This is a genomic window from Butyricimonas sp. RTP31003st1_G1_RTP31003_210430, assembly GCF_040920905.1.
Classification (GTDB): domain Bacteria; phylum Bacteroidota; class Bacteroidia; order Bacteroidales; family Marinifilaceae; genus Butyricimonas; species Butyricimonas paravirosa.
Genome location: NZ_JBCOSQ010000003.1, coordinates 125107 through 145768, shown reverse-complemented (window position 1 = coordinate 145768; position 20662 = coordinate 125107). Strand labels below are relative to the sequence as shown.

General features: G+C 38.0%; 14 protein-coding genes. 7 read left to right on the top strand and 7 right to left on the bottom strand.

The genetic code is table 11. From position 1 onward, the window contains the following. The 6 genes from AB5542_RS01955 to AB5542_RS01930 form a co-directional block, all read left to right on the top strand. A partial coding sequence (locus AB5542_RS01955; RefSeq protein ID WP_368242969.1) for a FecR family protein occupies positions 1-376 on the top strand: 376 nt, incomplete at its 5' end. A 104-nt stretch (positions 377-480) separates the two neighbouring features. Continuing rightward, positions 481-4068, top strand: a complete 3588-nt coding sequence (locus tag AB5542_RS01950; RefSeq protein ID WP_279039520.1) for a SusC/RagA family TonB-linked outer membrane protein — start codon at positions 481-483, stop codon at positions 4066-4068. A 21-nt stretch (positions 4069-4089) separates the two neighbouring features. After that, positions 4090-5460: a RagB/SusD family nutrient uptake outer membrane protein gene (locus AB5542_RS01945; RefSeq protein WP_279039518.1), complete on the top strand. Its 1371-nt coding sequence runs from the start codon at positions 4090-4092 to the stop codon at positions 5458-5460. Between the two features lie 27 nt (positions 5461-5487). Then, complete coding sequence (locus AB5542_RS01940) at positions 5488-6348, top strand: hypothetical protein (RefSeq protein ID WP_279039516.1); 861 nt, start codon at positions 5488-5490, stop codon at positions 6346-6348. A 97-nt stretch (positions 6349-6445) separates the two neighbouring features. Next, positions 6446-7366, top strand: a complete 921-nt coding sequence (locus AB5542_RS01935) for an ABC transporter ATP-binding protein (protein WP_279039515.1) — start codon at positions 6446-6448, stop codon at positions 7364-7366. Between the two features lie 21 nt (positions 7367-7387). Further along, on the top strand, positions 7388-9685 hold the full coding sequence (locus AB5542_RS01930; RefSeq protein ID WP_279039513.1) for a Gldg family protein: 2298 nt from the start codon (positions 7388-7390) through the stop codon (positions 9683-9685). A gap of 310 nt (positions 9686-9995) precedes the next feature. Here AB5542_RS01930 and AB5542_RS01925 read toward each other — a convergent pair whose 3' ends face one another. The 7 genes from AB5542_RS01925 to AB5542_RS01895 all read right to left on the bottom strand — a co-directional run bounded on the left by AB5542_RS01925 (position 9996) and on the right by AB5542_RS01895 (position 20218). Further along, positions 9996-11342 (bottom strand): TlpA disulfide reductase family protein, encoded by a 1347-nt coding sequence (locus tag AB5542_RS01925; protein WP_087422663.1) that lies wholly within the window; start codon positions 11340-11342, stop codon positions 9996-9998. An 18-nt stretch (positions 11343-11360) separates the two neighbouring features. Beyond that, on the bottom strand, positions 11361-12467 hold the full coding sequence (locus AB5542_RS01920) for a TlpA disulfide reductase family protein (protein WP_279039509.1): 1107 nt from the start codon (positions 12465-12467) through the stop codon (positions 11361-11363). A gap of 10 nt (positions 12468-12477) precedes the next feature. Continuing rightward, a complete protein-coding gene (locus AB5542_RS01915) occupies positions 12478-14004 on the bottom strand; it encodes a RagB/SusD family nutrient uptake outer membrane protein (RefSeq protein ID WP_279039507.1) in 1527 nt (508 codons plus the stop codon). A gap of 11 nt (positions 14005-14015) precedes the next feature. Beyond that, positions 14016-17564, bottom strand: coding sequence for a SusC/RagA family TonB-linked outer membrane protein (locus tag AB5542_RS01910; RefSeq protein WP_279039505.1), 3549 nt, complete (start codon positions 17562-17564; stop codon positions 14016-14018). A gap of 91 nt (positions 17565-17655) precedes the next feature. Next, complete coding sequence (locus tag AB5542_RS01905; RefSeq protein WP_279039503.1) at positions 17656-18792, bottom strand: FecR family protein; 1137 nt, start codon at positions 18790-18792, stop codon at positions 17656-17658. A gap of 55 nt (positions 18793-18847) precedes the next feature. After that, entirely contained in the window at positions 18848-19420 is a 573-nt protein-coding gene (locus AB5542_RS01900) for an RNA polymerase sigma factor (RefSeq protein WP_209279557.1), read from the bottom strand. Between the two features lie 222 nt (positions 19421-19642). Next, a complete protein-coding gene (locus AB5542_RS01895) occupies positions 19643-20218 on the bottom strand; it encodes a DUF4251 domain-containing protein (RefSeq protein ID WP_087422658.1) in 576 nt (191 codons plus the stop codon). A gap of 139 nt (positions 20219-20357) precedes the next feature. Here AB5542_RS01895 and AB5542_RS01890 point away from each other — a divergent pair, with 139 nt between their 5' ends. Further along, positions 20358-20582, top strand: coding sequence for a hypothetical protein (locus tag AB5542_RS01890; protein WP_087422657.1), 225 nt, complete (start codon positions 20358-20360; stop codon positions 20580-20582). Positions 20583-20662: the final 80 nt, after the last annotated feature.

The following is a 20662-nucleotide window of genomic DNA, read 5'->3' as shown; positions in this document are numbered from 1 at the left end:
GGTCATGACGACGCTTGTAAGTGGTAGTGTTTGTGTAAGTAATTACGATGGGAAGCGGGTTGTATTGGTACCGGGTGAACAAGCTGTTGCGTTTGGAGAGGAAATCACGGTGGAAAAAGTAGATCCGAATAGTGTTATTTCGTGGGTAGAGGGGCGATTCAAATTTGAAAATGCTAGGTTAGAAGACATTGTCAGGCAAATTGTTCGTTGGTATGATGTTCCTGTTTATTTTGAAAAAGAGGATTTAAAAGATATACATTTCTCAGGTGGTATGCTAAAATTTCGACCATTTAAAGATTTGATGGAAATGATAGAGCTTTCGAGTCCGGTACGTTTTATTATAGAGAATGAGAAGATCATAATATCAGAAAAATAAAGTCGAAAAAGTGTTGAAAGACTTTCCCGACTTATATTGATAAATGCTTTGTTCTGAAGTCGCAAATAAAGAACAAAGCTATGTTAAATATTAAATACAAATATATGAAAAAAAGTCGTAGACTTATTCTGTTTTGGCAGGATGGTAGTAAAAAAACATGGTTCTGGAGGTTTTTACCTTTTTGGTTAGGCCTTATTTTATTTCCGCAGGTAATCTTCTCTCAGGAGATGAAACGAATTTCATTGGAAGTAAAAGATGAAGTGATCAGTGATGTGTTGAGTAAGTTAGGAAAAGAGTATGGAAAAGACTTTTTCTATAGCGAGAGTCAAGTAAACATGAAAGAAAAAGTGACAGTGCATTTGGAACATGTTACTCTTGATGAAGCCTTGAAACAGATTTTCAAGGGCAAAGAGGTACGTTATGAAGAGAGGCCGGATTTCGTGGTAATACTTGAAATCCGTATGTTAGAAAGTCCGGATAATTTTACCATAAAGGGGGTTGTGAAAGATAATCAAAATCATCCCTTGCCAGGGGTAACAATCATTTTGAAAGGGACATCTCTAGGAACAGCGACTAATACGAATGGAGAGTTTGTATTGAATGTTGTTAAAGGGGTGGATTCTCTCGTTGTCACTTCTATTGGAATGAAAACATTATATATTCCTTTAGTGAAGGGGAAAATGGAATATATTATTCGTATGGAAGAAGAGGTGAAAACGTTGGATGATGTTGTTGTTACAGGTTATGGTAATGTTGCCAAAGGAAATTACACGGGAGCTTCAACTACTGTGAAGATCGATGATATTTTGATGGCAGGAACTTCGTCTATTGATCAGATGTTGCAGGGAGTTGTGCCCGGAATGTTAGTAATGAATAGGACCGGGCTAGTAGGGGCTTCACCTAAAATTCGGGTACGGGGAACCTCAACGTTATTGGGTAGTCAGGAGCCTGTTTGGGTGGTTGATGGGGTGATACAAAGAGATCCACAACCTTTTGACTCGGAGGATAACACAAAATTTTCAGTTGATGCTGATGACATTCGTCAATTGGCAGGTAATGCTATATCATGGTTAAATCCAAATGACATAGAGACAATTACAGTGTTAAAAGATGCATCCGCGACTGCAATCTATGGTTCAAAGGCTGCTAATGGTGTTATTGTCATTACCACGAAAAAAGCAACACAAGGAGATATCGCTGTGAATTATAATGGTGATTTTTCTATTGGCCAACGGCCTCGCTATGATTTGTACGACCAGATGAACTCAAAAGAGATTATGCAATTTTCGAAGGAGATATATGACGAGAGACGTTCTTATACATCGTCAATTCTGCCTATCGGTTATGCGGGATTACTCCAAAGGTTGATAAACAAGGAGATTACGCTTGGAGAAATGAATCAGGAGTACCAGAAGATGGCTAGGCAGAACACGGATTGGTTCAAATTGTTATTTCGCAATTCGTTAAATCATTCCCATAGCGTGAGTATTAGTGGAGGAAACGGTAAGGTATTGAATCGTACGTCTTTGGGATATACTGGGGAGAGAGGTGAGGCGAAAGGAAATGATGTGAATTTGTTTACGGCTACTTCTAATACAACTGTGAATTTCGGACAAAAGTTGATGATTAATTTATTATTGAAAGGAAGTGTTCGTAATGTGAATGGATTTGCTTATAACGTTGATCCGTTTAGTTATGCGTATAATACTTCACGGGCAATACCTGCTTATAAGGACGACGGTTCTTTGTTTTTCCATGAGAAAATAGGGGAATATAGTCTTAGTGGCAATGGAAAATATATGTATAATTATAATATTTTGAACGAGCTGAGGTATACGGGGAGTAAAAATGATACCCGTACGTGGGGATCGACAATTGATCTTAAATGGAATGTTTTGCCTGGATTGGAATACCAGGGAATGTTTTCTTATGCATCTTCTTCTTCCGATACTAAAAAATATGCAAGTGAACATTCATTTTATATTACCCAGCTTCGTGGATATGAATATGGAACAGTTGCAGCAAATAGTACGGAGATGAAATCTTCCCCTTTACCTGTGGGTGGTATTTTGGAAACGGATTTAACTAACACAACCACAATGATGGTGCGGAATAGTTTGGTTTATGATCAGCTATTCAAAGAAAAACATAGATTAATTTTACAAGTTGGTATTGAAACAAATTCAGTAAAATCAAAAGGAGGAGCGAATAAACGTTATGGATATTTGCCGGATCGTGGAGAGACTTTTGCAACTCCACCGATCACTTATTTATCCTATGGTTCCGAGACGAGTAATTCAGACATTGTAAATGGTTCTTCTAGCGTGGTGAATCGGAAAGAAAATGCTCTTAGCGAATATATGTCGGTGGTTTATACCTATAATGATCTATACGTGATTAATTTTAATGGTCGGATAGATGCATCGAATCGTTTTGCACAAGATAAAAATAAACGTTTTGAACCGACATGGTCTGTTGGTTTGAAGTGGCGTGTTGCTAATGAACGTTTTGCCAAAAACTTATGGTGGTTGAATAATTTAGACTTTTATGTTTCATACGGGTATCAAGGAAATGCAGTAACCACAGTTTCTCCTTATTTAATTGCATATGATGGTGGTATTGATACTCGTTATCAAGATTTTGTATTGAAAATAAAGTCATTGCCTTATCCTAATTTGGGATGGGAAAAAACAAAGACTTATAATTTCGGGTTGGATGGAGCTTTTTTGAATGGCCGTCTTAATTTTACTTTAAATTATTATCAAAAAATAAGTAAGGTACTTGCTTCTCGTAATGTTCCTTACGAAAATGGGGTTGCTAATGGGATCGTTTCTGGTTCCACGATGAAGAATTACGGGTATGATTTTGTTATAGATGTAATTCCAGTTCGTACAAAGGATATAACTTGGCAGTTATCTCTGAACACGGCTGTTTCTCGTAATAAAATAGATAAAAATAAACGAGTAAATACACTGAATGACTATATCGAAGGAAGTGCAATTATTCCAGGGAGACCTTTTTCAACGTTTTATTCATATCAATTTGCGGGGCTGAATTCGGAAAATGGCTTACCGATGTTTGATAAAATGGATATAGAAGGAGCGAATTCCCCTGCGGACTTTCTGGTTGAATCGGGAAAGTTTGTGCCTGATTTTTCTGGAGGATTGAACACGATGATAAAATACAAAGGTTTTTCGTTGTATGCTTTATTTACAATACAATGGGGTGGCCATGCTCGTTTACCCGAGCTTTACACTGGCGCAACGTCGACACAGCCGGGGTTACCACGTCCGGAACAGAATGTTTCCAGAAAATTACTTCATCGTTGGAAAAAACAAGGAGACGAACAATTTACGAATATACCTTCTTTGCCGGGAACTGGCAATGAAACCATATTGTTACCAGCTACAGCGACTTCTACATCTGTGTCAACAAATTTGTACTATATGTATAATTTATCGGATGCCCGAGTTGCTAACACGGATTTTATCCGTTGTCGTTCTATTTCTTTTGCCTATGAATTCAGACAACCTTGGTTAGAGCGATTTTTTATCCAACGTATGCAAGTAAAAGCGAGCATGACGAATCCTTTTTTGTGGGTATCAGATAAAAAATGGGATGGGTTAGATCCTGAAACGGGAAATTGGCCGACACGACGAGTTATATCATTATCCTTACAAGTTTCTTTTTAAAAATTAAAGATGGAAATTACTATGAAAAACTTAATAATAATTTTAGTTGGGATATTGACTTTAAGTGCTTGTTCTGACTTTTTGGAAGAAAAATCTCAAGATGAGGTGATCGTATCGACGGTCTCGGATTATAGCCAATTTTTGTTGGGATCTGCTTATGGAATGTCAGGATATGATGTGCTTTATTTACTGGATGATGATGTCGAACTGGATGAAAGTTTATATTATGGTGATGCTAATAACGCTTATGCCGTGGATTATTTTGGGTACTTTACCTGGCAACCTGATATGTGCGAGCGAGAGGTGAAAATAACAGATTTGTATGAGAATGTTTATAGTCAGTTGAAAGGTGTTAATGCGACATTGGATGGGATTGATGAAGCGACAGGAGCTGATGTTGAAAGAGAATACGTGAAAGCAGAGGCTTACGGGTTACGTGGGTTTTATTATTATTTACTTGTGAATCTATATGGAGAACCTTATCATTATAATAAAACATCATTGGGAGTACCTTTAAAATTGACGGCTGGTCTGGTTGAGAACGGGCTTGTTCGGAACACGGTTGAAGAGGTGTATCTCCAAATTGTGAAAGATTTGAAAGTTTCAGCTGAGTTATTTGAAAAGAATCCGAAACGAGTGGGAAACTACCGTCTTAACGTGACTTCGGTTTATATCTTGTTGTCTCGAGTCTATTTGTACATGGAACAGTGGGAGAATGCTATAAAGGCGGCAGATAGAGCTATTGAGACGGCTGAAGGTTTGACAAATTACACGTTAGTATCTTCTTCAACGTTTTATATGCCGACTTATGCGCATTCGGAAGTGGAATGGCGATATGGTAATGGGCAATTGAAGTATGGGTACATTCCTTCTCGAGAATTACTTTCAAAATATAGCGATAATGATTGTCGGAAGAAATTTTGGTTTAATGCTAGTGGGAAAACTACTAAAAAGACCCCTGATTATTCGGAAGGGATGGGGCCGACAAATACATTACGCATTTCAGAGGCGTATTTAAATCGTGCTGAGGCTTATGCACAAATGGATAAAGCGAGTGAGGCTTTGGCTGATTTGAATGATTTGCGTCGTTGTCGAATTGTGGGATACGAAGATATTTCAATAGAGAATGTGACCGATATATTGGATGAGGTCCGGTTGGAACGTAGATTGGAGTTATGTTATGATGAACAACGTTGGTTTGATCTACGTCGTTATGGAATGCCGTCCATATCTCATAAATACAAAGCTAAAAAGGCCGATTCTTGGTTGACTTTTACATTGAAGGAGAAAGATTTATTATACACGATTCCTTTTTCTACCACGATGATTATGAATAATAATCGTTTGGAACAGAATCCTTCTGCTTATGAACCGGAGAGAAAAGGTATTTAATATTAAATGAATAAATATATGTCAATTATGAAAAGAATGAATATATACATTGCCTTGTTTTTGAGTCTGTGCTTACTCGCTTGTTCAGAAGAAAATGGTGTGGGCAACGTTGATCCTTTGGAACCGGATTATATTTTGCCTCAAGGAAAATCTCCTGCTGATGACCGTATTATTGAGTTATACAATCAATACGGAACGTATGTCTTGTACGAATACTTGGAGCGTGATTTTAACTGGAGTCAGATGGAAGGTTCATCAAGTGATTACACGTATACGCAAGCCGATCCGTTATATGCGGGAGAAATGTTGGATTTATTAGAAGAGGTTTGGTTTTCGTTTTATCCAGTAGATTTCCATAAAAAATATATGCCTTATAAGATATTTTTAGCAACAACTTTACATTACGGATCATCCGCTCAGTTTAAAGATGTGAGAGTGATGAATGGGCAAATTGCTGTTAGTTACTGTTCGGATACTTTAAAGAAAATGTCTGTGGAAACAAAATTGAATTTAAAGAATAATCTTCAACAAGGATTATGGGAAAAATGGATGGATAAGATAGATTTTCCAGAGGAATTCTTTGCGCTGAGTGATTATTCTAAAGCAGCAAACACGACACCGTCTTCTCCTGATTATGCAAGAAATCGGGGATTCGTGGCCAATAACGGAAACGAGTGGTCTACCCGGGTGAATTGGCCCTCCCGTACATTGAATGAAACGGATGATCTGAAGGCTTTTTTGAATGGGATGGTGGGTCGGACATCGGAACAGTGGGAATCAGACTTGGAATATCCTTTAGTAAAAAAGAAATATGACATTCTGAGAAATTACTTGTTGGAAACTTATGACTTTGATATACAAGTTATAGGTGATATGATTTACAAATAAATTATTCTGAAATAAAAATAGATGGGGGGAGTATTGTAAAAATACTCTTCTCGCTATAGGTATGTCAATTTTGATTGTATGTAAATAAATGTGAAAAATGGAAGAAGTTATTGTAAAAGTGGAGAATTTATCTCATCGCTATAGCGTGCAATGGGCTGTTCGAGATATGAATTTTGAAATTCTGAAAAATGGTATTTATGGTTTACTTGGTTCTAATGGGGCTGGTAAATCCACGACGATGAATATTATGTGTGGTGTGTTGAAACCGACGAGAGGAAATGTCTTTATCAAGGGGATTAATATGCGTGAAAATCCCGTAGAGGCTAAACGGCATATCGGTTTTTTACCACAACAGCCTCCTTTACACGTGGATCTAACCGTGGAGGAATATCTTGAGTATTGTGCGAGTTTGCGCCACATTCCTGGTAAACAAATTCATAAAGCCGTGATTGAGGTAATGGGTAAATGTGGGATTTCTCATTTTCAAAAACGTTTGATTCGTAACTTGTCAGGGGGATATCAGCAGCGAGTTGGAATTGCACAAGCGATTATTCATAAACCGGATTTCGTGGTATTGGATGAACCAACTAATGGTTTAGATCCGAACCAAATTATGGAAATTCGTCATTTGGTAAAAGAGATTGCAGAGGAACGCACTGTCGTGTTATCCACGCATATTCTTTCCGAGGTTCAGGCTACTTGTAAGTATATCCGTATGATAGAACAAGGGAGTCTTGTATTTTCAGGGACTGTAGAAGAATTTGATAATTATATAACCCCCAGCTCCGTGTGTGTTTCTCTGATTACAAGACCTCCAGTAGAGGAATTGCAGGTGATTCCAGGGGTATTGCAAGTGGAAGAATTAGGTGGTACGAGATTCCGTCTTCATTTCGCAAATGCTCAAGAGATGATGGAGAAAGTAGTAGAAATTAGTATGATGCGAGATTGGCGTTTGAACGAAATCTATCTGGAAAAAAGTTCACTGGATACGATATTTGCCAAATTGTCTAAGAAATAATTTATTATAAAAGAATCATTCATGAAAACAATATATAAAATAGCAAAGACAGAATTACAAACTTTGTTTTATTCACCTGTAGCTTGGTTAGTCATTGTAATTTTTACGTTCCAGACAGCAATGACTTTTACAAATATGTTTGGAGGATTAGTGCGTAACCAGGCACTAGGTTATGAATTGGTTTCTGTGACGTCCAATGTCTTTTCTAATCCTTGGGGAGGAGTTTTTCCTGCTATTCAGGGGTATTTGTTCCTCTATATTCCGTTATTGACAATGGGATTGATGAGTCGAGAGTTTGGAAGTGGTTCCATTAGATTACTATATTCGTCTCCCGTGACAAACGTACAAATTATCTTGGGAAAATTCTTGTCCATGATGATTTATGGTCTTGTTCTGATAGGACTCATGCTTATTTTTGCACTTTTTGGTGCTTTTACGATTAAGGATTTTGATTTCCCTCTTGTTTTAACCGGGTTGTTAGGTATTTATTTGTTAATTTGTGCTTATGCGGCGGTGGGGTTATTTATGTCAAGCCTAACCTCGTATCAAGTGGTTGCAGCAATGTTGACATTAGCTATGTTGGGTGCGCTGAATTATGTGAAAGATATGTGGCAAGATATAGAGTTCATCCGTGATATTACTTATTGGTTATCAATTTCTGGACGTGCAGGTGAATTTGTGATGGGATTGATTTGTAGCGAAGATTTGCTCTACTTTATTATTGTAATTGTTCTGTTCCTTACTTTAGCCATAATACGTTTACAGGCTTGTCGGCAAAAGAGTCCTTGGTTATTAACCTTAGGTAGATATGTCGGGGTTGTACTGCTTGCTTGTTTTTTGGGATACTTGTCTTCTCGCCCGAACTTGATGGGATACTATGATGTGACCACGACAAAGATGAATACATTAACTCCTAATAGTCAAGATGTGATCAGTCGTTTGGAGGGAGGATTAACTATTACAAGTTATTTAAATGCTCTGGATGAGCGAGATATATGGACTGCTAGTCCTTCTCGAGTGAAAACCGATCAAGCTCGTTTTAAACAATATGTGCGTTTTAAACCGGATATTAAATTGAAATACGTGTATTATTATGACACGATTCAGAGCGTGTCACAAGATCAGCGTTTTCCTAATATGAATACGAAACAGCGAGCAAGAGAAATTATGCGGATTCATGGTTTGGATTCTAGTATGTTTTTAAATCCGGATCAAATTCGTGAGCAAATAGATCTGTCTGGAGAGGAAAATATGTTTGTTCGTTTGTTGGAACGGGAAAATGGAGAAAAGACATTCTTACGAGTTTTTGATGATATGCAACATCATCCGGGAGAATCTGAAATTACAGCTGCGTTTAAACGAATAGCGATGGAACTACCTAGTGTTGGTTTTCTAGTAGGTCATGGAGAAAGGGATATTAATCGTACGGGAGATCGGGAATATCGTGGTTTTGCCTTGGAAAAAAAATTTCGTTATGCGTTAATTAATCAAGGTTTTGACGTTTTGAATGTAAGTTTGGCAGATGACGTTCCTAGTAATATAAAAATAATTGTCATAGCCGAACTGAAAGAGCCGTTAACCGAGATAGAAGAAATACATTTAGAGCGATACATCGCTCGTGGTGGAAACCTATTCATTACGTGTGAGCCGAATCGTTCAGAAGTAATGAATGTGTTGTTAGAAAAATTTGGTGTTCAGTTATCATCGGGTACTTTGGTTCAATTGAATGAAAATTTTTCTCCAGATTTGATTGTTGCAAAACCCACTCGGGAGGCTGCAGAACTGAATTATTATTTTGATGAAATGAAACGGAATGATAGATGTCTTGCTATGTCTGGTGTTGCAGGTTTGGAATATGATGGGAATAAAGGGTATCATGTAATACCATTGTTTATAAGTGATTCTTTAACTTGGAATGAAGTAGAAACTATAAATTTCGTGGATGAACGGCCTGTACTGTCAGCAAGTATGGGAGAGATTCAGAAGTCATATGCGACTGTTTTGGCTCTTACCCGAGAAGTTTGTAATAAAGAACAGAAAATAATGATATTAGGGGATGCTGATTGTATTAGTAATGGAGAGTTAAGTATGAATCGCAGGGGGATTTCTGCTTCCAATTATGCGGTTATCATGGGAGGATTTTATTGGATGTCCGATAACGAGGTGCCTATTGACGTTCGTCGTCCGACACCCCCTGATAATATGATCTATTTAAATGAGACGAAGATTGGAGCGTGGCAGGTACTTATGACATGGATTCTGCCGGGAATACTTTTAATTATTTCTATTTTTATTTGGCTACGAAGACGAGGAAGATGAAATATAAATAAAAGGTTTAACTAGAAAATTTTTGCTAGCGAATATGAAAAAGATTAGTCAGAAATTTATTCTTGTAGCTTAGTTAGCCTAGCATAATTTTCAATGTTTTGTAATATTTCATTCTCTTTTTATTCCAACGAAAAGTCGGATTAATAATTAGTCCGGCTTTTTTTGAAAAAATAGAAATGAAAATAGTTTCGATTTAATTGTTGGTTTGACGAAAAATAAATTTGTAAGTATTGAGAATCAAAATATAGAATGATTGAAGCCATCAGATTAAATCGAAACTGTTTTTGAGATTAATTGTATTTTATTTGTTTAAGAGAGATTTTAGATTGTCAGCACAGCCCAGAGTGGATGGTTTCATGTAATTAACCTCTACAATTTTTCCGTTTTTGTCTATTAGCATGAAACGAGGAATAAATTCGATGGCATATTCTTTATAGAAAAAGGAATCGGTTCCTCCCTCTACAATAAATTGTTGCCATGCAAGGTCCTTTTCTTCGACCATTTTTTTCCAAACTTTTGTCTTTGTGTCAACTGATATACTAATAAATTCAATCCTGTTATCATCTTTAAATTGTTCGTGTAAAGTAGCTACATGAGGAATTTCTGCTTTGCAAGGTGCGCACCAAGTAGCCCATACGTCAATGTAAACCATTTTCCCTTTGAAATCTGATAGGCGAACTTTTTGACCATCAATACCAATCATTTCAAAATCGGGAGCCATTACTCCATTACGAATTTTAAAATAATTTAGATACACGTCCAATTTTTTTTGACAACCAGCAACTAAAGCCGTGTCTGTACAAATAGCTTTGTATTTATCGAAAATCTCTTGAATATTAGGATTTTTTGCTCCTTTCAGTTGTAATTCCATGTATTCTGTGGTATGTCTATTTCTGGTTGATTGATCCGAGATCACATTTTCAATTGTCTCTAGATAATGGATTGATGTGTTGCCTGTATTGGAATTGTTGCTTTTGTCCATATACCAGTGAATAACTCCGGAAATTACGTTGTAGTCAGCTTTACAAGAGTCCGTCAGGTCAATGCTTTGGATGAAAGTTATAAAATCTTGATCTGTGTTAGCTTTGGCTTGATTGGTTTGATAGTAGTCTAATCCGAGATACAGAGGTACGACGTTTTGTAGTTGAGTCCATGTCTTTCTTAATTTCTCATCAGAAACTCTTTTTAGTCTTTCTTCGGCAACACTCACATTTTCTTTTATTTTGACTTGGTATGCTTTGAAAGGAATATTTTCGACAGATGTTAACCACTTTCGTAACTGACCGAGTTGAGAGAAGGCATACTGGTAATTATTTTCAGCGGCACGATCTCCTTTGAAAATGATTCGTTTTACACCATCTTTTTGCATATTAACGGTCATGTTGATTTCATCTCCGGGTTGTAGGTAAAGAGGCATTTCCTCGCCTGCTATAGATAAAATTTCGGGTATATATTGTTCGTTTTGATAGATAAATTTTCCATTTTTTTCTATTTGTACGGTATCTATCTGTTTTTTTCTGCCTACCCAATAGGACAGATATATATTTTCATCTTCATGCTGTTTGACTGTACCTTGGATTTTTATTTGTGCGTGAATCGTGTTAACTATTCCACTGAATAGTATGAACAGAATAATATATTTTTTCATGATATGTAAAGAAATCTGTTATTTTAAATATTGAGCAATCTTTTCTTCTAATTCTTTTCCTCTTAGGTCTTTTGCAAGGATGCCTCCTGTTGGATCCAGTAATATCGTGTGAGGAATTGCTCCTACCACGTATGTTTTAGATGCTTCTTTATTTTCATCGATCATTTGTGGCCAATTCATTTGTAGCTCCTTGATCTTTTTTTGCCAGGCATCTTTGTCTTGATCAATAGATATGCTGACAATCTCCAAACCCTTCTCCTTGTATTGATGATATAGTTGTTTTAGTTCCGGCATTTCAATACAGCATGGTTTACACCATGATGCCCAAAAATCAATTAGCACATATTTACCTTTACCTGCATAATCGGATAAACGGCTAGGTTGGTCTTGCATGTTTACTGCAATCACATCTTGGAATATCTTGCCTACAGCTACGGCTTTGTACGTGTTTATCCGTTTGGAAATCTGTTGCATAAGGGGATGGTGGAGGCTTATTGAATCGGCTTTTTCAACCACATCGACGAGTAAGCGATCCGGTAGTCCCATAATTTCCATGAGTAAACTTTTACCTGCCGGATTATTAATGTTTTCTTTGACAAATTCTAGCGAAAGTAGTCGCATTTCTCGCATATAACTTTGACTATTTTTGTCTAGGGAATCTAGCGTGTTACGTGTTAGTTGTCCGGCTTGTTCCAAACGGTACATTTCTTCGGAAGATTGCCTCATTTTGTTGTAGGGAATATACCAGCGATTGAAATGCTGTTGCAAGAGTTCGTTGTTAGGAGTTCCTGCAATTAGCGTGTTCCCCTGACTGTCAGAAGTGATCTTGATATTGCCCTCTTCCAATATGAATTGAGTTGTCCATGCAGATTTCCCCTGTTCGATGATACTCAATAAGGCGGTTTGAGGAGAGACAGAGGTTTGTGCGAACTTGAATTCTCCTTGATTAATTATGGTTGAATCAATGGACTGCGGTCTCATATTTTCTTCTTCAATGATTTGTAAATACACGGTTTTACCGTTCCATTTTGATTCAATTTTTCCTTGTATAACACAAGCAGGCTTACCACAGCCGGCATAACCAAAAGTAAGGAATAATGCGATGTATATTATAAAATTTTTCATCATTAATGTTTTAATAAATATTTTGTTGCATAGCTCCATTGGATAATTCAATCTCGTTCTCTCTGATCGGGAATGCGTATTTTCTAGAGTTCTTTTTCAATGTATAAATAATTGGTTCCTCTTTATCATAGATGGCTGTGGAACTGATGCGGTAGAATGTTCGGGTAACGTCTGCGATGTCGTCATTAGGGTCTTCGTTGTTATTTAGCCTACGAAGGTCGAACCAACGTTGAGAGAATGGCATTTCTCGACGTCTTTCTTCTAAAATTTGACGGATGGCTTCCGTTTGATTATTTGCTTGAAGCTTTACCCATTTACCGGGAACCATACGTTTAGCTCTTAATGTGTTTACAGTCTCTATCGCTTGGGTGTAATCACCTAAACGTGCTTGACTTTCAGCTTTGATCAAATACATCTCAGCGGTAGTTGGTCCGCTAGGAATATGGTTCATAGAAAAGAATGTGTATACCGGATAAGGGTAATCGCAAAGGTACATATCCATCACTCCTTCAGTAAAGTGGTATTTGTAACGAAGGTCATGCTCCGTGTCATATAAATCCTGTAAATCTTCACTTGGGAAAAATAGAGTTGATACATTTGTCGAGTACAGGAATTTCATATAAAGTGTTTCTTTCCATTCAATCCGTTTGGTATATATATCGGCATCCCATTCGAACGTGGTCGGGAAATTAATTCCTATACCCATTGAATCTTCCTCACCCATTTCAGTGTTGTAATCCACTAATGTACTGTATTCTGTTAGAGCATCATTTGCATGCTTTAGTGCATTGGTATAATCATTACGGTTCAGGTAATATCGAGCCATGAAACCGTTAATGCCGGCTGTGTTGGCTCTCCAATGTTTACATTTACCATCTTGTATTAATGTGGTTTTGCATTTAAGGGCCTCTTGTAAATCAGATTCGATAAATTTGTATGTATCTTCAAGAGTTCCTCTTCCTGCGGATTCTTCAAAACTTGTAGATCTTTTCAAAGGTATGCCGGGTTCAGTCTTTGTGGCATCCGTGTAAGGTAGACTATAAGTGTTTACAAGATTCCAATGGCTGTAAGCTCTAATGAAATGGGCCTCCGCTTTTAGCCTAGCTTTGTCTTCATTACTACCTTCAACATCGTTCAAGCAAGAGAGTACCATGTTTGCCCGGAAAATCTTACTGTATTCGCCTGATTTATTGTATCCGTCCCCGCCCCAGAAGACATCACTTCCATTAGCTAAATTCTCGTAGTCCCACAAATAGCTTTGAAGGATTTGGGTTGGTCCGGGAAAGAACATCGGTTGAGCATCATATAATGCGACAGGAAATCCGTAGTCATCATGCCCGCATAGTGCAGCTTTATTGGGTTCTTCGCAAAAATCAGTATATTTAGCTAGGATAGCATCTAACTGTTCAATCGTGCTAACAGGTAGACGTGTACTTTTGGAGGGTAATTCGTCCAAAAAGTCATCACAAGCGGTGAATAGAATGATCCCACAGATGATGGATGCTATTTTTCTTGATATTTCAATTGCTTTTTTCATGGCTTCTTGTTTTAGAAATCTAACTTAAATCCAAAAGTGTATTGAGGCTGCAAACGATAAGTCCCTAATGGTGTTTCCGGGTCCTCATCATATTTGTTATTAGTAATCACGAACAAGTTGTTAGCTTGAGCGTAGAGACGTAAAGAGGAAATACCGATTTTTGCTAATAATTTAGCCGGTACATGGTAGGTCAGGTTGATTTCCTGTAGACGAACGTGATTCGCCTTATCTGCTAGATAGTCCAGGCTCTTGTACATGGGAAACCATGTGCTATACGTCTTTTCCACGTCGTTTTGGGGTAACGGTAACATCTTCATCGGATCACAATTCAGAACTTCTGAATATCTGGCGTTGGGTAATGCCTTTGCGCTGACATCCGGGTAGTTAAACGAATGATGGTTGAATACATGGCCGAATTTGCCCGTGATGATAAAGGAAAAATCAAAATTGTAAATCTTGAATTGATTGGTAAATCCTAGCGTGTAGGGTGCTACTTTCGTGCCCATGTCTAGCATGTAGGTTGTGGCATCTCCTTTGGGAAATCCGTCTGCAAAAGCGAAAAGGGTGTCTTCGTCTGGACCTTGCACCATGGGTTGCCAATCCGGAGATTCTGCGGTTCCTACATTATGAATTCCTGCGTATTTGTAAGCCCATAAAGTTTGTGAATTTTTTCCTTCTACGTAGGCACTGGTGGCGTCTCCGTAAGCTAGGTCGGAAGAAGTGTAATTCTGTTTGAATAGTTTTGTGATCTTGTTACGGTTCCAAGCGAAATTCAGATTGCCTTGCCATTCTATATTTTCTGTGATGGCAAGTGTGGTTCCGATTTCTAATTCGATACCATGATTCTGCATGGCAGCATTGTTAAACTTCTGGCTGGTCGTCCCGTTAATGGAAGGGATAGAAATTTTAGCTAGTAAGTCTTTCCCGTCTTTCCGGTAATAATCCAGTTTCCCGAGTAGTTTCCCAGCAAATATGGAATAATCAAATCCGATATTGAGAGTCCCTACTTTCTCCCAACGGAGAGTCGGATTACCGAAACTGGCGATAGTGGCTACGTTCTCGTTCGTGTAAAGGTCCGGGGTAGATTGTAGTGAAATCAAGGGTCTAAAAGAAGTACTATTATCTACGTTACCGTTATAACCATAGGTTACACGTAAAGTTAGGCGATCCAACCACTCGATACTTGTCATGAATTTTTCCCGATAGAGTTGCCAGCGGAGTCCTATTGACCAGAATGGCGAATAACGGTATTTGGGATCGTCTGTGATTAAGTTCGAGGCATCCGTGCGGACGCTACCCGATAACGTGTACTTGCTATCGAATGTGTATGCGACATTGCCATATAGAGAGAAGTATCGGCTAGTCAGATAAGAATAACTGGGCGTGTAGTAAAATGTTTTGTTATAGCCCATCCAGTCCTTCACGGTTGTCCCGTTGGGGAATGTTCCTACTGTTAACCGATCATCATTATACCCATAAACAGTCGGGGAGGCAGTTCCTTTGATAATTGTATTGCTTATCTCTGTTCCGGCGATAGCATCGATTTCATGTTTGTCGAATCTTCTACTAAAATTCAGTTGATTACGGAAATTATACCCGGTTGTCCGGACTTGACGCTCTTCGAGTATATCTCCTTTCATCAGGTTCGGGGTGACGGTTCCGTCGGTCTTATTCCATGTCGATGATGTGTTCACAAGATTCCTGACGTAATATGAACCTTCTTTGTATAGATTTCGGCTTTCGTCTTGTAAAATTTCATACTGTACTTTCGCATCATAAGAAAGTCCTTTCAATAATTGCAAGGTAATTCCTGCCTGCAAACGAATATTTAGTTTTTGCGTGGTAAGATCACGGTTATCCATTTCTGAAAGAGGGTTATAACTCCAGTCTGAATAAGGGAATTTTTCAACAGGGACTTGGTTCTCAATGATAGGTTGGTAATAATCGTTAATAACATTCAGATAATCTCCGTTTTCGTCTATCAGCATATCATAGGGAGAAAGAGCTTGGATCGTGGCTAATGAGCAACCGTTATTATTGTCTTTGCTATAATGTAACATTCCGGAAAGGGAGAAGTCCATCCATTTCGTGATCTTGGCAAAATTTCGGTAGTTTAGCATATATTCTTGTGAATCCGTATTTTTGAATTGGGATTGATGGTCAGAGAACATAAAAGAGAATATATTGCTACTACGTTGTGAAGCGCTTGATACGGTAAGGTTATATTGTTGGCTTAGAGGTACGACCAGCATATGATGCTTGATTTGGCCACGATTGTCATTCTTGCGGAGGGCATTTAAAATATCGTTTTTCTCAATTTCTGTGATATTCCCCAGACGGTATTCATTTAATGCTGTTAACCCTTGAGAATAAGCCATGTAATAATCTCGTTGCAGATTACCGTTATTCTGGGTGGTACTCCAACGGTCAAAAGCCATTTGCTCGTAATCTATTGTTTCGGAAGAACTAGCCAAAGGATTAACGTAATTGAGATCCAATTTTGGGCTGAATTTTACGAAGCCACTTAGTTCTACTTTCAACCGATTACCAGCTTCGGCTTTTTTTGTGGTCACTACGATAACCCCGTTGGCGGCTCTGGCTCCCCAAATAGAGGCGGCAGCAGCATCTTTTAGTATCGTAACGCTTTCAACATCATTCGGATTGATACTGTTAAAACCACCTTCCACGGGAAAGCCGTCAACGACAAGCAGGGGTTGTGCGTTTGCGTATAGGGACGTTTGTCCTCGTATTTCAAAAGTTGGGTTCCCCTCCGAATCAAGAGTAGATGCCAATCCCGCAGTTGTTCCGATTAACCTTGAAGCAAAGTTTGTTGTAGGTTTGTCCAATTGCTTTTTTGAAATAACGTTGATAGATCCTGTCGCGCGTTCTTTGGGTAAGGATGAATATCCAGTGACCACTACTTCTTGAAGATCCTCGGAGGCGGCTTCTAGTGTAATTTCTATTAATTTGTCTTTTTCGTCAACAACAACTTCTTGTGTTTGCATACCGACAAATGAAAATACCAGTGTCGTTTTTCCTTTTTGGGGGAGCATAAAACCAAAAGTTCCATCGTGGTGTGTGGCTACGCCTTGAGTGGTACCTTTAATTAAAACGGTCACTCCCGGAAGAGGTAGACCTTCCTTGTCCCGTACCATACCTCGGATTTCCCGTTTGGTATCCTGTTCCTGAGGTAAGGCGAATTTGGACGAGATCATGACGATCTTGTCTTCTACACGGTAGCCTAATCCTGTTTCTTTTAAACAAGTTTGTAAAACAACATCCAGATCAGTTTGATTAAAAAAGATCGTTATTCGTTTTTGTTTTTCCAGCAGGTTATCACTATATGCAAAGTGATAACCAGTTTGTCGGGAAATCTCTTCGAATATTTCCGGTAGTGTTGCGTTTGTCAGCGACAAACTTAATTTCACTTGTGCATTGGTACTGCCCATTACGGTTGAGAAGCCCAATGTCAGTAAGCATACGACTAATTTCATCATCACGCAAATCTTTTTTATCATGCTGGAACTTCTTCCAACATCAAATTCTTGATTCTTTTTCATAACTTTGTGTTTGAATTAATAATATGACCCTACGCCAATAGGGAATTAATTGATTACTTACAGGGAAGTAGTGCTAATACTTTCCTGTTTTTCATTCTGGTTTTATAATAATTTCTTGATCATTTGTTTCACATTTTACACGGGCAATATTTTCGATGATATGTAATATTTTCTCTATATTTTCGTATTTGGGTAAATTTGCTGTTAAACGTATTGGTTGAGCATCCTGACGAATAGTGAGGCGAACATTATACCAGCGTTCCAAATCCCGGGCAACTTCTTGTAAGGGTTTATTCTTGAATACGAACCTTCTTTCTTTCCAACTTGTATAAGTGGCGATATCGACCGCATGTACGATCATGCCTGAATCTGTTAATAAGGCTTGTTCTCCGGGGGATAATATCACTTGTTTCTCTTCATATATTGCTTTGATCTTTCCTTTGGCGAGTGTTGCATGGTGCGATTCGTCGGGATAAGCTGAAATGTTGAATGAGGTCCCTAAAACGTTGATTTGTAAATGTTCTGTTTCAACAATGAAAGGCATGGAAGTGTCTGCGGTGACTTCAAAATAAGCCTCTCCTTTTAGCTTGACTCTTCGGTCTTTTCCTGAAAAATAACTGGGATAACTTAATTCAGTTTCCGCATTTAACCATACTCGTGTTCCGTCTGCCAATACCAGAGCATATTCTCCACCTCTGGGCACTTGTAGTAAATGGAAACGTGGAGAGCCGGAGGATTCTGTATGTTTGTAAACAAGTTGTTTTCCATCGCTCTTGAAATCCTCGTGTTCAAGTCTTTGAGAGGAATCTGTCGTGTTTAATTCCAGCGTATTTCCGTCTTCCATTACCAAGCGGACTGTAGGGTTCGATATGTTTTTATGCAGGGATACGGGAATGTTCGTTTGAGGGGAATTTATGCGTAAAAAGGTAATAATTCCGATGCATAGAATTAAGATTGCAGCATAAGGTAATAAACGATAGAATCGGTTATTGGATTTTGATTTTAACCGAGGTTCTACTTTTTCCCATCCTTCAATAGCGTTGAATTGTGTGTATCTTGAAAAATGTTGTGATTGATAAGCAGGATCTTCTAGGTGTTGAAAAAGTGTTTGATTTTCTTTTCTTTTTTTCAACCATTTATTTAATTCCGACCGCTTCTCTTCGTCTATCAAGTCAAAGAGAGAGAGAAACATCAGGTGCGCTATCTTTTTTCTTTCGGCTAATTTCATTTTTTCTTTTTCTTATAAAGCAAATGAAAAGGAAAAAGGATGACAAAAAAATGAATTAATTTATAGAAAAAATTGCGACAGCCAGAGGGTAAAGGTGTTTTAGCCTGTCTTTCAGTATTTTCTTTGCTCTTTGGCGTTGTGTCTTTATCGTGGATTCAGCGATCTCTAGAGTTTCCATAATTGATTTCGTACTTTTCCCTTCAATGTAACTCATTTTGAAGATGCGCTTACATTCGGTTGGAAGTTCTTCAATAGCTTGAAATATTTCCTCGAATACCTCTGTTTCAATCTGAAATTCTTCATAACTGTTATCTTCCTCGGAAAGAAAGTTTTTCATCTTTTCCCGAATTGCAGCTTGGTTCCGGTTGGTCTTCAAAAAATTTATTGCTTTGTTATACACGCTTCCGTAAAGATAGGATTTAACAGCTAGTAAACTGTCAAAAGAGTTCCTTTTTTCATAAAACCAGGTAAAGACTTCCTGAACAATATCTTGAGCTGCTTCTTTATCGCAGACATATTTGTCTGCAAAATAACACAATGAGTTGTAAAATTGGATAAAGACGTATTCGAATGCTTGTTTATCTTTTGCATTCAAGCGTTCTATTATTTCTTTTTCACTTTTCTCCATGAGTTAAAGCTTTTTTCTCGTTTCGACCGGAATTCCTTCTGCAAATGTATATTAATAAATTTCTTTTTTTAGTACTTTACACAAAAAAACAGTAAGTGAGATTTTTATTATTTATTTTGTCTTTATAAAAGAAACCCTTTTCTTGGTTCTTTACTTAGAATCGGAAAAGGGTCTTTGTGATTTTCGAAAAATATTGTCTTTTAAAAGTAATCAGATGTAGATTTAACGTTTAAATCCTTCAAAGACACGAGCTTTTTCTTGTGTCACTAATTCTCCGGTCATGGTGAGTGTATTGGAGTGGAATGAAGGTGAGATGTTTGCCGATACATTATTTGAACCCCGGTGAAGAGTAAGGCTGACTTGTGCGGAAATGCTGACTCCTTGGACGAGAAAGCTATAAATGATACTTCCTTTTTTATCCTTTTTCATCCGGATGTCTGAAACATTGCCTTCTACGGTAAAACCACCCAACCCGTTTTGAAGTGGGCGAGGGGTGTCAAAACTTACTTGCACCGTGGCTTTTTTGTTTGCCATGGAAATGAAATTTTTGATTGAACTGACATTTGCCGATCTACCTCGCTTGAAGATCAGTCGATTGGCCTCTAGTACGAACGTGTTGTTTTCTAAAGCACGAACAGCGTCTTGGTACAATTCTTCTTTTACTTTTTGTTGAGCGATTTTACGCTCTTGTCTGGTTTGCGTACGTTTTTCCTTTGCCGTCATTTTGTTTTGAGCGGTAAGAGGCGCTAGTGAGCCTAGCACTAGGGCTAATGCGATGAGTGTAGTGATGTGTTTCATAATACTTTATGTTTTATTGCTTTTCTACGGGGAAAAGAATAATGATGTTTTATAAAATACTGTTTTTGTGGTGTCGGATGGCGATAACAACTTAAAGATGTCGTATCTTCGCATATAGTAAATAATAAATTGAAATAAAATGAAAGATCAACATCAAGTTCTGCATAAATGCTTAACGGAGGATGTTCCGGCATTTGTTTTGACGGGAAAAGACGTGTGTGCGATAGCGACATTAAAGACGTACTTGCAGACTGCGATTGAAAAGGGATGTAGTGATGAATTCGTTAATGATATGGTATTAGTATTGCGGGAATTTGAGCGGTTTCAGCATGAAGAACCAAAGAAAGTGAAGATACCGGATTGATGTCGACTTGGGGAGAATAGGAGGAATCCTATCTTGAACGACGAAGTTAAATTTTACATGGGCAAAGTAACAAAAAGTCT